Raw genomic sequence first — 15,267 nt, 5'->3', positions numbered from 1 at the left:
CATCGGCACCTCTTTTCTTTTCCCTCTTACCCGTTTGTTGGCACTAACCTGCCTTATATCAAAACCCCACTCCCCAACTCTCCCTACAATTCAGGGTTTATCGAAATACGAATAACCAGCCTGATGCTGACCACGCGATGTGGGGAGAAATATGGAATTGCTTTGCCCGGCAGGTAACCTTCCTGCCCTGAAAACCGCCATCGATAATGGTGCGGATGCGGTATACATTGGCTTTAAAGACGGTACCAATGCCCGTCACTTTGCCGGTCTGAACTTTGATGGTAAGAAGCTGGAAAAAGCCGTTTCTTATGTTCATGACCGACAAAAACATATCCATGTTGCGTTGAATACTTTCGCGCACCCAGATGGCTTCCAACGTTGGACAAACGCCGTAGATGCGGCAGTGGATCTGGGCGTTGACGCGCTGATCATCGCCGATCTCGCCGTGCTTGATTACGCCGCCACAAAACATCCCAATATGGAAATCCATCTGTCGGTACAGGCATCGGCCACTAATAGCGCAGCTATCAAGTTCTACAAAGACCATTTCAATGTTAAACGTGTAGTACTGCCACGCGTGCTGTCGATGCATCAGGTTAAGCAACTGGCACGCACCACAGACGTAGATTTGGAAGTGTTTGCCTTCGGTAGCCTTTGCATCATGTCAGAAGGTCGCTGCTACCTGTCCTCATACTTGACAGGTGAATCGCCTAACACTGTTGGGGCATGCTCACCGGCCAAGTACGTCCGCTGGCAAGAAACCTCAGAAGGCCTCGAATCACGCCTGAATGACATTTTGATCGATCGCTATAAAGCGGGCGAAAACGCAGGTTATCCGACGCTGTGTAAAGGCCGCTTCGTCACTGACGGTGAGCCTTTCCATGCATTGGAAGAACCCACCAGCCTCAACACCCTATCGATTCTGCCTGAACTGTTTGAAGCGAATATCGCGTCAGTGAAAATCGAAGGTCGTCAGCGCAGCCCAGCCTATGTTGAACAGGTGACCCGCACTTGGCGTCAGGCAATCGACAGCTATAAAGGTAATCCAGACAGTTATCAGGTGCAGCCTCAATGGAACCAGTGCCTGGACAGTGTTTCAGAAGGCGCGCAGACCACCCTTGGCGCTTATCATCGTAAATGGCAGTAAAGGAGACTTCTATGAAATACTCACTTGGCCCACTCCTCTACTTCTGGCCAAAAAGCGATGTAGAAACCTTCTATCAAAAAGCGGTGAGCAGTGATGCGGATATCGTTTATCTCGGTGAAACCGTGTGCTCCAAACGACGTGAGATGCGCCCTGCAGATTGGATGAACTTGGGCCGTGAACTGGCAACCAGTGGTAAACAAGTCGTGCTTTCTACCATGGCGCTGCTTGAAGCACCAAGCGAAGTGAAAGTGATGCAGACCTACATCGACAATGGAGAATTCATTGTTGAAGCCAATGATGTCTCCGCCATCCAACTGGCGCACGAAAAAGGCATCCCTTTTGTCGCGGGGCCTGCACTTAACCTTTACAACGCACAAGCACTTCAAGTGATGTTGAAAAAAGGTATGACCCGCTGGTGTATGCCTGTTGAGTTGTCACGTGAATGGCTGCACAAAGTGCTGACAGAAGCAGAAGCAACGGGGATTCGCGATCAGTTTGAAGTGGAAGTTTTCTCTTACGGCAATCTGCCACTGGCCTACTCCGCCCGCTGTTTCAGCGCACGTGCTGAAAACCGTCCAAAGGATAAATGTGAGACCTGCTGCATCAACTATCCGCAAGGTCTTGAAGTAAAAAGTCAGGAAGGCCAGTCTGTGTTCACCCTAAACGGTATCCAAACTCAATCTGGCTACTGTTATGATCTAAGTGCAGATACGGCTTCGATGGAAGGTCTGGTGGATGTTGTACGTATCAGTCCGCAAAGCCACGCAACGCTTGATGTGCTTGCCGGCTTTAAACGCGGCGAATCGGGTTTTGCACCGAAAAATCATTTCTGTAATGGCTACTGGCACAGCATTGAAGGGATGGCGACACAACCTTAAGCCGCCTGAAAAACCAAAAAAGCCGCGAACGCGGCTTTTTCTATGTCTGAAACCCATCATGAAGATGGCGGATGACTCAGATCGTAAGCAATACGGCTCAACTCCAACATCGAGTAGCGGTGTTCAACGAAGTCATACACATTGCCAGACATTGCCAGCTTATAAAGGGCCACAGCGGAATTAATATCACCCTGCGCCTGATAGCGTTTGGCAAGATAGAAGTAACCTTCGCAGAGTCGTTCTGCAAGCTGAGCATTATCCGTACTGGTGTTCATCACCTCACGGAAGAAAGCTTCTTCACTGATATCGTTCAGGTACATTCTTGCCAGCAACCAGCCCCAATCAAGCTTATCTGATCGGTCGTAGCGCGCTCTCAAACCCTGCTGCGCTTTTTCCGGGCCATCTTTTTCGAGCTCAGCAAGATACAGCCACAATGCGCGGTAGGCGTCATTCTCGTTATCGTTGTAGTGCTTGAGTAGATCGCGGACAGCCAGTTCGTAACGGCCGCCGTAATACAAAGCAATACCGCGGTTTCGCTCAGCAAACTGGTGCTGCTCGTTCAGTTCAAGGCTGGAGTCGAAAGCTTCATAGGCGGCGTCATACATGCCACTTTGGGTAAAGTAGACACCCAGAATGTTAAACACATCCGGCTGAGCGGGGTTGTAGGAAAGTGAGCGGTTGAAATCCAGACGCGCCAGATCGCGAAGACCCAAACTGTCATTGATCAGGCCACGCTCATAGAAAAGCTGCGCCCTGTCTCTTTCGGTTAAGTCATCACGCAGTAAGATTTGGTCGATACGCGCCAGCTGCACTTCCTGCTGCGTGGTTGGCTGCAGTGGCACCGCCATTGGCAGCATATGCCAAGGCTGGTTGTTGTTCACTGAGTTCCCCGAGGTCACACAGCCTGACAACAGCAGTGCAGAACCTAGAACCGTCAGTGGCAGCCAGTTAAGTTTTCGCATTAGCGCTTCTCTCCTGAAAAACAAAAAGGGGGCATTGCCCCCTTTGTTATACCGTGTTTCACGCTAAAGCGTAAACCGTTATGCGTCAGCTTCTGGCTGTGCGTCAGTTTCTGAAGCTTCCGGCGCTTGCTCTACCGCTTCTTTCATTGACAGACGGATACGACCCTGACGGTCGATTTCCAGAACCTTAACCTGTACTTCCTGACCCATTTCAACGTAGTCAGACACTTTCTCGATGCGCTTATCAGCCACTTGAGAAATGTGTACCAGGCCTTCTTTTGTGCCGATAACAGACACGAAGCAACCGAAGTCTACGATACGGGTAACTTTACCGGTGTAGATACGACCTACTTCCACTTCTGCAGTCAGCGCTTCGATGCGCGCGATAGCCGCTTTCGCTTTCTCGCCGTCGGTTGCTGCGATCTTCACAGTACCGTCGTCTTCGATTTCGATAGTGGTTTCAGTTTCTTCAGTCAGCGCACGGATAACCGCACCGCCTTTACCGATCACATCTTTGATCTTCTCTGGGTTGATCTTGATGGTATGGATACGTGGTGCGAACTCAGAGATATCGTCACGTGCAGAAGAGATAGCCTGGTCCATCACGCTCAGGATGTGCAGACGCGCACCTTTTGCTTGGTTCAGAGCGATCTGCATGATCTCTTTGGTGATACCTTCGATCTTGATGTCCATCTGCAGGGCAGTCACACCGTCGTCAGTACCTGCTACTTTGAAATCCATGTCGCCCAGGTGGTCTTCGTCACCCAGGATGTCAGACAGAACAACAAAGTCTTCGCCTTCTTTCACAAGACCCATCGCGATACCCGCAACAGATTTCTTGATTGGCACACCTGCGTCCATCAGCGCCAGCGATGAACCACAAACAGAAGCCATTGAAGAAGAACCGTTAGATTCAGTGATTTCAGATACTACGCGAACCGTGTATGGGAACTCTTCCTGAGATGGCATCACTGACTGGATACCACGCTTCGCCAGTTTACCGTGGCCGATTTCACGACGCTTAGGAGAGCCTACAAAGCCGGTCTCACCTACACAGTATGGAGGGAAGTTGTAGTGGAACAGGAAGTTATCTGTTGTTTCACCAGTGATTGAGTCGATGATTTGCGCATCACGCTGAGTACCCAGAGTTGCCGTTACCAGCGCCTGAGTTTCACCACGGGTGAACAGTGAAGAACCGTGGGTACGTGGCAGAACGCCAGTACGAACGTCCAGCGCACGAACCATGTCTTTTTCACGGCCGTCGATACGTGGTTCACCAGCAATGATGCGGCTACGTACTACGTTCTTCTCAAGGCTGTACAGCATGCCTTGGATTTCACGTGCGTCCAGCGTCTCGTCTTGCTCAAGCAGTTGCTCTTTCACGCTAGACTTGATTTCGCCAACACGGTCGTAACGCGCCATTTTCTCAGTGATTTGGTACGCTTCGGTGAATTGCGCTTCAGCCAGTTCAGCAACACGCGCTTTTAGCTCAGTGTTTACTTCTGGTGCAGTCCAATCCCAAGCTGGAGTAGCAACTTCTGCTGCGAACTCGTTGATAGCCTGAATAACCACTTGCTGTTGATCGTGACCGAACACAACTGCTTGCAGCATTTGCTCTTCAGATAGACGATCAGCTTCTGATTCAACCATCAGAACCGCGCCTTCAGTACCAGCAACAACCAGATCCAGACGGCTGCTCTCAAGCTCAGTATTGCTTGGGTTCAGTACCAACTCATCGTTGATGAAACCAACGCGTGCAGCACCGATTGGGCCGTTGAATGGGATGCCAGAAATCGCCAGCGCCGCAGAGGTACCAATCATGGTCACGATGTCTGGGCTAACGTTCGGGTTTACAGAAACCACAGTCGCGATAACCTGCACTTCGTTTTTGAAGTTGTCAGGGAACAGCGGACGGATTGGACGGTCAATCAGACGCGCAGTCAGGGTTTCGCCTTCAGAAGGGCGACCTTCACGCTTGAAGAAACCACCTGGGATTTTACCTGCCGCGTAAGTACGCTCTTGGTAGTTAACAGTCAGAGGGAAGAAGTCTTGACCTTCAACCGCTTCTTTTTTACCAACAACAGAAACGAATACCGAAGTATCGTCCATGCTAACCATAACTGCAGCAGTCGCCTGGCGAGCCATTACGCCAGTTTCCAAAGTTACGGTGTGGTTACCGTACTGGAACGTTTTTACGATTGGATTCACGAGAGATTCCTTGTAGTTGTGCGCGAATACGCGCGGTTTTACTTTTCTTTCAAAGGTCTCACCAATCGCGACTAATGAGAAAGTTTTCGCCTTGGCTGGAAAGCTTTCTCAATAGTCGCGACCTGATGGTCGACTTCGTTGACTGTGAGTCCGATGAAAGCGCCAACATTATACACGGCTACACGATGAACGGTAACGTGAGACCGAAAGTTTCGTGCGTAAATGCCACAAAAACCTACGGATGTTGAAGGTTTATCCGCAATCGACCTTTTGGCATTGCGCTGGAAGACGCACCGAAGGCTAAGCCTAGTCGAAGGGAGGAGGTTTCGGGGAGCAAAAACGAGAAAAGGAGCCACAAGGGCTCCTTTTCGGAATGCGATACTTAAAAGCCAGAGGCTTATTAGCGGCGCAGACCCAGACGCTTGATCAGCTCCAGGTAACGGTCAGCATCTTTACCTTTCAGGTAGTCAAGAAGCTTACGACGGCGAGAAACCATGCGCAGCAGACCGCGACGGCTGTGGTGGTCACCTTTGTGCTCAGCGAAGTGGCCTTGCAGGTGGTTGATAGAAGCAGTCAGCAGAGCTACTTGTACTTCTGGAGAACCAGTGTCGTTTGCGCCTTGCGCGTATTCAGCAACGATTGCTGCTTTAGTTTCTGCATTCAGAGACATAGTCTTTTCCTAAATGTAAAAGGTTTTAATTTGTGTCAGCCAATCTCTGATTCAGCCGACACCCGAGGCGGCGAATTCTACAGCGATTCCCAACATAAGGCAACCGCTGCAGGCTTCATCACGCCATAAATTTATACGTCGTGCGTACGCACCAAACGGCGCGGCTTCAACATGCCCTCAGCATCGATTTCACCGACACCGATAAAGGCATTGTCTTCACCCATGGTCACCCGGACAACTTCGCCTTCTGCTGGCGCATTGGGGATTTGAACGGCCTGGCCTTGCAGTGCGTAACTCGCCACCACTGGCAGCAAGTTCACTTCACGCAAATCCTGTACAGCAGTATCCAGTGGCAGAAGCAGTGGATCCAGCAACTCACGCGGCTGAATGTCTTGCTCACGCGCTTGTTCAAGCAGCGCTTCCAATTGCTCAAGCGTCACCATTTTCTCGTATGGATAGCCTGAAACGCCGGTACGACGCAGCATAGTCACGTGTGCACCACAGCCCAGCATCTCGCCCAAATCGTCAACGATAGTGCGGATGTAAGTGCCTTTCGAGCAATGGACTTCCATCTCGACTTCCTGGCCTTCAAAGCGCAGCAGTGAGATTTCGTACACTGTGATCTTACGGGCTTCACGCGGTACTTCAATACCTTTGCGTGCGTATTCGTACAGCGGCTTACCTTCGTACTTCAATGCCGAAAACATAGAAGGAACCTGCATGGTTTCACCGCGGAACGACGCAATGCTGCGCTCCAGGTCACCCATGTTCACTTTCACTTCACGGGTTTCAACCACTTCACCGTCAGAATCTGAGGTGTTCGTGCGCTCGCCAAGCTTGGCAATCACACGGTAGCGTTTGTCAGAATCGAGAAGGAACTGTGAAAACTTGGTCGCTTCACCGAAGCAAATTGGCAGCATACCGGTGGCCAGCGGATCCAACGCACCGGTATGGCCTGCTTTTTCAGCAAAGTAGATGTTTTTTACTTTCTGTAACGCGGAGTTCGATGTAATGCCTGTCGGCTTATCCAGCAGGATAATGCCGTCTACAGGGCGTCCGCGACGACGAGGACGGCGACCCATTACTCTTCTTCTCCGTTTTCATCCACACGGCGCTCTTCGTCTGATTTCACGGCTTGAGAAACCAGGTTAGAGATACGCATACCTTCTGTCAGTGATTCATCAAAGAAGAAAGTAATTTCAGGAGTGACACGCAGACGGATAGCTTTGCCCAGCAGGCTTCGGATGTAGCCAGTTGCTTCTTGAAGCGCTTCCAGACCACCTTGTGGGGTTTGCTCACCCATAGTCAGGAAAGTCACGAATACTTTTGCGTAAGCCAGATCACGGGACACTTCTACGCCGGAGACTGTGACCATACCAATGCGTGGGTCTTTAATTTCGCGTTGCAGGATCAGGGCAATTTCTTTTTGCAGCTGCTGCGACACGCGTTGAGTGCGGCTAAATTCTTTTGCCATAACGCTCTTCTCTCATAAGAAATGGGGGGAAAGCGCTGAGCACTTCCCCCCATGGTGTTTATAAACAACCTGTTACAGTCGGTTATTATTCGATAGTACGTTTCACTTCGACGATTTCGAACACTTCGATTTGGTCGCCTACACGTACATCGTTGTAGTTCTTAACGCCGATACCACACTCGTAACCTTTCGCCACTTCTTGTACGTCGTCTTTAAAGCGACGCAGTGACTCAAGTTCACCTTCGTAGATAACCACGTTATCGCGCAGTACGCGGATTGGGTTGTTACGCTTGATGGTACCTTCAGTAACCATACAGCCTGCGATTGCGCCCAGTTTCGGTGACTTAAATACGTCACGTACTTCTGCCAGACCCATGATTTCTTGTTTGAACTCAGGTGCCAGCATACCGCTCATCGCTTGTTTCACTTCGTCGATCAGTGCGTAAATCACTGAGTAGTAGCGAAGATCCAGGCTTTCAGCATCGATGGTCTTACGTGCAGATGCATCAGCACGTACGTTAAAGCCAACCAGAATCGCGTTCGATGCTGCTGCCAGTACTGCGTCAGTTTCAGTGATTGCGCCCACACCAGAGCCAACAATCTTCACTTTCACTTCGTCAGTAGACAGTTTCACCAGTGAATCAGCAATCGCTTCAACCGAACCTTGTACGTCTGCTTTCAGAACGATGTTCAGTTCAGACACTTCACCTTCAGCCATGTTAGAGAACATGTTCTCCAGCTTCGCTTTCTGCTGGCGAGCCAGTTTCACGTCGCGGAACTTGCCTTGGCGGTAAAGTGCAACTTCACGTGCTTTACGCTCGTCACGTACAACAGTCGCTTCGTCACCCGCTTGAGGAACACCTGACAGACCCAGGATCTCCACAGGGATAGAAGGACCTGCTTCTTCAATTTCTTTACCGTTCTCGTCGCGCATCGCACGAACACGACCATATTCCAGGCCACACAGAACGATATCGCCACGCTTCAGCGTACCTTCCTGAACCAGAACAGTTGCTACTGGACCACGGCCTTTATCCAGACGTGATTCAACAACCACACCACTCGCCATGCCGTCGCGTACTGCTTCAAGTTCCAGAACCTCTGATTGCAGCAGGATAGCTTCCAACAGCGCATCAATGTTCAGACCTTGCTTCGCAGAAACGTGAACAAACATGTTCTCGCCGCCCCAGTCTTCCGGGATAACGTTGTGCTGTGCCAGCTCATTCTTAACTTGGTCAGGGTTAGCCGCTTCTTTATCGATCTTGTTCACTGCAACAATCAGAGGAACTTCAGCTGCTTTCGCGTGCTGGATTGCCTCGATAGTCTGTGGCATTACGCCATCGTCTGCAGCAACAACAAGAACAACGATGTCCGTTGCTTTCGCACCACGAGCACGCATAGACGTAAACGCTGCGTGTCCTGGAGTATCCAGGAAGGTGATCATGCCATTGTCAGTTTCAACGTGGTATGCACCGATGTGCTGGGTAATACCACCCGCTTCGCCCGATGCAACGTGCGCTTTACGGATGTAGTCCAGTAGCGACGTCTTACCGTGGTCAACGTGACCCATGATGGTAACAACAGGAGCACGTGGTTCGCGCTGAGCGTCGCCGTCACGATCTGACAGTACCGCTTCTTCCAGCTCGTTTTCTTTGCGAAGAACAACCTTGTGGCCCATTTCTTCAGCAACCAGTTGCGCTGTTTCCTGATCGATAACCTGGTTGATGGTTGCCATAGCACCCATCTTCATCATGGCCTTGATCACTTCAGTCGCTTTAACCGCCATCTTGTTTGCCAGTTCGGCAACAGTGATGGTTTCGCCGATTTCTACATCACGGGTAACCTTCTGAGCAGGCTTCTGGAAGCCGTGCTGCATTGAGGTTGGCTTAGCCATACGGCCTTTGATTTTGCCACCCTTACCACCGCGCGGACGAGAAGATGAAGAGTCATCTTTCTCTTGTGCTGATTTTTTCTTCTTACGACGACGTGGTGCAGCTTCTTGACGACGATCTGCCTCATCTTCTGCTTCACGTGCGTATTTCGACGTCGTGGTGTGGTGATCAGCTGTTTCCATTACTTCAACAGCAGCTGCGTCTTGTTGACTCCAGCGCTCTTCGTTCAATTCTGCCATTTTGCGTGCCTCTTCTAGCTGGCGCTGACTTTCTTCTTCAGCTTTACGCTTGGCTTCCTCTTCCTGGCGACGCTTGAGTTCATCAGCTTCTTTCTTTGCTTGCGCCTCAGCTGCTTCACGAGCTGCAGTTTCTTCCGCAGTTTCGTTCGAAGCTTTTGCTTTCTCAGCCGCAATACGTGCTTTTTCTTCTGCTTCGCGCTTGGCCTTCTCTTCAGCCTCACGTTTTGCTTTCTCTTCAGCTTCACGTTTCGCTGCTTCTTCAGCTTCACGACGTGCCTTTTCCTCGGCTTCGCGTTGTGCTGCTTCTTCAGCTTCACGTTGTGCAGCTTCCTGAGCTACACGCTGTTCTTCCAGTTCACTGCGCTTCACGTAGGTGCGCTTTTTGCGCACTTCTACCTGAACATCCTTACTCTTTCCGCCAGCACCTGAAACACTCAATGTGCTGCGTTTTTTGCGCTGTAACGTCAGTCGAGTTGGAGCGCTACCATCATCACCATGCTCACGCTTAAGGTGAGACAGTAAGGTTTGTTTCTCATCTTGGCTTACATTGTCGTCTGCCGATTTCTGAATGCCTGCATCTTGAAATTGCTTCAGCAAACGTTCTACCGGCGTATCAATTTCGCTCGCCAGTGCTTTAACTGTAACCTCTGACATTCTGCTCCTCCTTTGCTGCGCTTAAGCTTCGTCGCTGAACCAGCAAATATTGCGCGCAGCCATAATCAGCTCGCCCGCTTTAACTTCATCCATTCCCTCGATATCCAGAAGATCATCTGTGCCTTGGTCAGCCAGATCTTCCAGAGTGCAAACGCCTTTCGACGCCAGGCGGAACGCCATTTCACGCTCCAAACCTTCCAGACCAAGCAAGTCTTCTGCTGGCTCTGCACCATCAAGGATTTCTTCTTTTGCCAACGCAATAGTGGTCAGTGCTTCTTTCGCACGGTTACGCAATTCATCAACTGTGTCTTCATCTAGACCATTGATTTCCAGAAGCTCTGCTGCTGGTACGTATGCCACTTCTTCCAGCGTTGTGAAACCTTCTTCAACCAGCACTGCAGCGAAGTCTTCGTCGATATCAAGGTGCTTGCTGAACAGTTCGATAGACTGACCAGCTTCTTCCTGATGCTTCTTCTGAAGATCTTCAACTGTCATTACGTTCAGTTCCCAGCCAGTCAGCTGAGAAGCCAGACGAACGTTTTGACCGTTACGGCCGATAGCCTGTGCCAGATTGTCAGCTTCAACGGCGATGTCCATCGCGTGAGTGTCTTCGTCAACGATGATAGAAGCAACATCAGCTGGTGCCATCGCGTTAATAACGAATTGCGCTGGGTTATCGTCCCACAGAACGATATCGATACGCTCACCACCCAGCTCACCAGAAACAGCCTGGACACGCGCACCGCGCATGCCCACACACGCACCAACTGGGTCGATACGTTTGTCATTGGTCTTAACCGCAATTTTTGCACGAGAGCCTGGGTCACGAGCCGCGCCCATCACTTCGATCATTTCTTCGCCGATTTCTGGCACTTCAATGCGGAACAGTTCGATCAGCATTTCTGGCTTAGAGCGGGTCATGAATAGCTGGAAACCGCGCGCTTCTGGGCGTACAGCATACAGCAAACCACGAACGCGGTCGCCTGGACGGAAGTTTTCACGTGGCAGTTGATCGTCACGCTGGATTGCCGCTTCTGCATTGTTACCCAGATCGACGATAATCACATCACGATTTACTTTCTTAACCACACCGGTGATCAGCTCACCTTCGTTATCCATGAACTGCTCAACCACTTGGGCGCGCTCTGCTTCACGTACTTTCTGCACGATCACTTGCTTCGCAGTTTGAGTCGTGATGCGGTCAAACGTCACTGATTCGATTTCGTCTTCAACGAAACCACCCAGATCCAGCGTTTCATCTTCAAATTGCGCCGCTTCCAACGTGATTTCACGCGTTGGCAGCGCCACTTCTTCTACCACCAACCAGCGGCGGAAGGTGTCAAACTCACCAGTTTTACGATCGATAGCAACACGTACATCGATGTCAGCTTCGTATTTTTTCTTTGTAGCTGTAGCCAGCGCCGTTTCCAGTGCTTCAAAAATGCGCTCACGTGGAACTGCTTTTTCGTTGGATACCGCTTCTACGACAGCCAAGATTTCTTTGTTCATGAACTAATGCCTCATTTAACCTTAAAATGAAGGAACCAGGTTGGCCTTGGCGATATTGCTCAGGGCGAACGCTTCTTCGTTGCCATCGACCTTGATGGTGACGGTTTCGCCTTCGACAGAAAGAATGTCACCTTTCCACTTGCGGCGGTTCTGCATGGCCATCTTCAGCACAATGTTCACTTCATGGCCAACAAAGCGCTGATAATGTTCAGCTTTAAATAATGGTCGCTCCAAACCAGGAGACGATACTTCCAGGCTGTAAGCCACAGTGATTGGATCTTCAACGTCCATTACTGCGCTAACCTGACGGCTAACTTCTGCACAATCCTCGACTGTGATGCCGTTTTCGTGATCGATATAGATACGAAGGGTGGAGTGTTGTCCTGCGCGAACAAACTCAAGCCCGACCAGTTCGTAATCCAGTGCCTCTACAGGCGCTTCAAGCAAGGCATGAAGCTGTTTCTCTAGTCCGGTCATACAAACCCCAGAAATAAAAAAAGGGCCTAAAAGCCCAGTCATCCATCCGAATGGTCATCTTCAGATAACAAAAAACCCCGAATTTCGGGGTTTAATGTAACTGGACCCTGATGCCATGATTTCTCATGACCAGTGACTGTTTCGGTCTCTATAAACAATCACCTCAAAGTGGTTGCGGGGGCCGGATTTGAACCGACGACCTTCGGGTTATGAGCCCGACGAGCTACCAAGCTGCTCCACCCCGCGTCCGAACGGCGCACATTATATCGTCGCCTCATGCACTATTTCAAGTGCGATGGCCTTATTCAGGACTTTAAATTTGGTGCTGAGAGCGGGACTTGAACCCGCACGCCTGTTAAGGCACTGCCCCCTCAAGACAGCGTGTCTACCAATTCCACCACCTCAGCGAAAGGTATTAATTCGGGATGTCGCTGTTGTTACCAGCAGCTGGCACATCACCTGACTGAACTTGTTCCACTGGAACGCTCAAGTCATCATATTCTCCGCCTGCTTCTGTCTGCTTAGCAGTCAGATTACCTAGCACTAGGCTGAGAATAAAAAATATCGTCGCGAAGATCGCGGTCATTCGGGTGAGGAAGTTTCCAGAGCCGCCAGAGCCAAACACAGTGTTTGATGCTCCAGCCCCAAATGAGGCTCCCATATCTGCGCCTTTACCTTGTTGAACCAGTACCAGGCCAATAACAGCAAGTGCGGCCAACAGATAAATCACAAGTAGAATTTCGTACATGGGTTCCACCTATGTTCCAAATTGTTGAGCCAGATGACCAATTCAAGTTCACCAGCGCAACTCCCATCATTGGGAGCGGGAGAATACTAACGAATGCCAGCAGGTGAAACAAGTGAAAAATGCAAAAAAACAGGACTTTTCATTTCGTTTGCACATCTTGTGACCAACCGGACGCTCCCGCCCCATAACAATCCTTGTAAGGACTTTGAAATTAGCAGTTTGCTTTCACCGCATCTGCAATTTCCAATGCGTAAGCTTTTACGTCATCCGCATTTTCGCCTTCCACCATAACGCGGATCAGCGGTTCAGTGCCAGATTTACGCAGCAACACGCGACCTGTCTCGCCAAGTTTATCTTCAACAGAGGCTTTCGCTGAAAGAACAGCGTCAGACTCCAGAGGGTCGCTATCGCCACTGAAACGCACGTTTTCAAGCACTTGCGGGAACATGCTCATGCCGTCGCACAGCTCTTTTAAAGACATACCGGTACCGACAACACTTGCCAACACTTGCAACGCCGCAACAATCGCATCACCCGTTGTCACTTTATCCAGCAAAATGACATGACCTGAGTTTTCCGCGCCGATCGTCCAGCCGTTTTCCAACAGCTTTTCCATCACATAGCGGTCGCCCACTTTGGCACGGGTAAATGGAATGCCAAGGTTTTTCAGCGCCACTTCCATCCCCATATTAGTCATCAATGTGCCCACTACCCCGCCTTTCAGTTCACCGCGGCGCAGTGACTCACGGGCGATGATATAAGCAATCTGATCACCGTCAACTTTGTTACCCTCATGATCAACCATGATGACACGGTCACCGTCACCATCGAAGGCGATACCCAGCATAGCTTGCTCTTCTACCACACGAGCCTGAAGCGCACGTACATCAGTTGCGCCCACTTCATCATTGATATTGGTACCGTTTGGTTCTACACCCATCGCGATAACATCTGCACCCAGCTCTTTAAACACGGAAGGTGCAATGTGATAGGTCGCTCCATGGGCACAGTCGATAACTATCTTCATACCCTTAAGGTTCATTTCAGAAGGGAAGGCGCCCTTACAGAATTCGATATAGCGACCTGCTGCATCAACAATACGTTTTGCCTTACCTAGTTGCGCCGACTCTACACAGGTCAGTGGCTTTTCAAGCTCAGCTTCAATCGCAAGTTCAATGGCATCCGGTAGTTTGGTTCCTTCTGATGAGAAGAACTTGATGCCGTTATCGTAGTAAGGGTTGTGTGAAGCTGAAATCACAATACCTGCTTCAGCACGAAATGTTTGCGTCAGGTAGGCAATGGCTGGAGTTGGCATTGGCCCTGTGAAAGCAGCCTGCAGGCCCGCAGCTGAGAGTCCTGCTTCCAACGCTGATTCCAGCATGTAACCAGAAATGCGCGTGTCTTTACCAATCAGTACTTTCTTGGTGCCCTGCTGGCTCAGTACGCGACCCGCCGCCCAGCCAAGCTTAAGGATGAAATCAGGCGTGATTGGGAATTGGCCCACTTTACCGCGGACACCGTCAGTGCCGAAGTACTTACGTTCTGTCATTGTGTATCTCCAAATTTACCTGCTGCTTCTCGCATTGTGTTCACAACGCGGACGACATCAGAGGTTTCAGCCACGTCATGAACGCGGATGATTTGAGCCCCTTTCAACGCAGCAATGGTGGCGCAAGCTAAGCTCCCCCCGAGAATCTCGGTTGGGGATTTTTCTAATAATTTAAAAATCATAGACTTTCGAGACATTCCCGCCAGAACTGGTAGGCCAAGTCGATGAAAATCTTCCAGCTTTGCAAGTAGCTGATAGTTATGTGTCAGTGTTTTCCCAAATCCAAATCCCGGATCCAGAATAACCTTGCTCTTTTCAATTCCTACCCCTTCGCACGCTTTCAAGCGAGCATCAAAGAAGGCAAAAATATCTCCAAACAAATCATCGTAGGTTGGATTGGTTTGCATGGTACGCGGTTGTCCCTGCATATGCATGAGGCACACCGGCACATTGGCTTTTGCTGCCTCTTCCAATGCCTGTGGCTCCTGAAGAGCACGTACATCATTGATAATATCGGCACCGGAAGCCACTGCTTCACGCATGACTGCTGCTTTACTGGTATCTATAGATATCCAACAGTCAAAGCGAGAACGAATAGCTTCGATAGCAGGAACCACACGTTCCAACTCTTCTTCCAAGGAAACGTCTGCGGCACCAGGACGGGTCGATTCACCGCCAATATCCAAAATAGTTGCACCAGCTTTTAACATGGCTTCAGCATGATGGAGAGCAGTATCTAACCGGTTGAATTGTCCGCCATCAGAAAACGAATCAGGGGTCACGTTGAGGATGCCCATTACCTGTGAAGAAGACAGATCGAGGGTTTTATTTTTACTGACGAGTTTCATATGAAGGCTTTG

At 50.2% G+C, this 15,267-nt stretch carries 12 protein-coding genes, 2 tRNA genes and 1 pseudogene; 2 read left to right on the top strand and 13 right to left on the bottom strand.

Annotated features, from left to right (window positions below; all coding sequences use genetic code 11):
- Positions 1-151 precede the first annotated feature (151 nt).
- Both ubiU and GCE9029_RS23050 read left to right on the top strand, forming a co-directional pair.
- Positions 152-1,147: a ubiquinone anaerobic biosynthesis protein UbiU gene (gene ubiU / locus GCE9029_RS23055; RefSeq protein ID WP_062667310.1), complete on the top strand. Its 996-nt coding sequence runs from the start codon at positions 152-154 to the stop codon at positions 1,145-1,147.
- Between the two features lie 11 nt (positions 1,148-1,158).
- Complete coding sequence (locus GCE9029_RS23050) at positions 1,159-2,025, top strand: U32 family peptidase (RefSeq protein WP_062667309.1); 867 nt, start codon at positions 1,159-1,161, stop codon at positions 2,023-2,025.
- Positions 2,026-2,081: 56 nt separating this feature from the next.
- Here GCE9029_RS23050 and nlpI read toward each other — a convergent pair whose 3' ends face one another.
- From nlpI to folP, 13 genes and pseudogenes are all read right to left on the bottom strand, one after another.
- Positions 2,082-2,987, bottom strand: a complete 906-nt coding sequence (gene nlpI, locus GCE9029_RS23045) for a lipoprotein NlpI (RefSeq protein ID WP_062667307.1) — start codon at positions 2,985-2,987, stop codon at positions 2,082-2,084.
- Positions 2,988-3,065: 78 nt separating this feature from the next.
- Positions 3,066-5,195: a polyribonucleotide nucleotidyltransferase gene (pnp, locus tag GCE9029_RS23040; protein ID WP_062667305.1), complete on the bottom strand. Its 2,130-nt coding sequence runs from the start codon at positions 5,193-5,195 to the stop codon at positions 3,066-3,068.
- A 400-nt stretch (positions 5,196-5,595) separates the two neighbouring features.
- On the bottom strand, positions 5,596-5,865 hold the full coding sequence (gene rpsO / locus GCE9029_RS23035; protein WP_002540321.1) for a 30S ribosomal protein S15: 270 nt from the start codon (positions 5,863-5,865) through the stop codon (positions 5,596-5,598).
- 131 nt (positions 5,866-5,996) lie between these two features.
- A complete protein-coding gene (truB, locus tag GCE9029_RS23030) occupies positions 5,997-6,947 on the bottom strand; it encodes a tRNA pseudouridine(55) synthase TruB (protein ID WP_062667304.1) in 951 nt (316 codons plus the stop codon).
- Positions 6,947-7,339 carry a 30S ribosome-binding factor RbfA gene (gene rbfA / locus GCE9029_RS23025; RefSeq protein WP_002540323.1) on the bottom strand — a complete coding sequence of 131 codons (393 nt, stop codon included), beginning with the start codon at positions 7,337-7,339 and terminating at the stop codon, positions 6,947-6,949. The genes truB and rbfA overlap by 1 nt, the downstream gene beginning before the upstream one ends.
- Before the next feature lie 85 nt (positions 7,340-7,424).
- Positions 7,425-10,124, bottom strand: coding sequence for a translation initiation factor IF-2 (infB, locus tag GCE9029_RS23020; RefSeq protein WP_062667302.1), 2,700 nt, complete (start codon positions 10,122-10,124; stop codon positions 7,425-7,427).
- Positions 10,125-10,145: 21 nt separating this feature from the next.
- Positions 10,146-11,633, bottom strand: a complete 1,488-nt coding sequence (gene nusA / locus GCE9029_RS23015) for a transcription termination factor NusA (protein ID WP_062667300.1) — start codon at positions 11,631-11,633, stop codon at positions 10,146-10,148.
- Positions 11,634-11,654: 21 nt separating this feature from the next.
- On the bottom strand, positions 11,655-12,110 hold the full coding sequence (gene rimP / locus GCE9029_RS23010; protein WP_062667298.1) for a ribosome maturation factor RimP: 456 nt from the start codon (positions 12,108-12,110) through the stop codon (positions 11,655-11,657).
- A 169-nt stretch (positions 12,111-12,279) separates the two neighbouring features.
- A tRNA-Met gene (locus GCE9029_RS23005) sits at positions 12,280-12,356 on the bottom strand.
- A 74-nt stretch (positions 12,357-12,430) separates the two neighbouring features.
- Positions 12,431-12,517 (bottom strand) — tRNA-Leu (locus GCE9029_RS23000).
- A 101-nt stretch (positions 12,518-12,618) separates the two neighbouring features.
- A pseudogene (gene secG / locus GCE9029_RS22995) lies at positions 12,619-12,858 on the bottom strand (preprotein translocase subunit SecG); the annotation flags it as partial.
- A 211-nt stretch (positions 12,859-13,069) separates the two neighbouring features.
- Positions 13,070-14,407 (bottom strand): phosphoglucosamine mutase, encoded by a 1,338-nt coding sequence (gene glmM, locus GCE9029_RS22990; protein ID WP_062667294.1) that lies wholly within the window; start codon positions 14,405-14,407, stop codon positions 13,070-13,072.
- Positions 14,404-15,255 carry a dihydropteroate synthase gene (folP, locus tag GCE9029_RS22985; protein WP_062667292.1) on the bottom strand — a complete coding sequence of 284 codons (852 nt, stop codon included), beginning with the start codon at positions 15,253-15,255 and terminating at the stop codon, positions 14,404-14,406. The genes glmM and folP overlap by 4 nt, the downstream gene beginning before the upstream one ends.
- Positions 15,256-15,267 lie beyond the last annotated feature (12 nt).

This window comes from Grimontia celer (assembly GCF_900055185.1).
Taxonomy (GTDB): domain Bacteria; phylum Pseudomonadota; class Gammaproteobacteria; order Enterobacterales; family Vibrionaceae; genus Enterovibrio; species Enterovibrio celer.
This window is presented reverse-complemented; position numbering and strand designations above follow the sequence as displayed.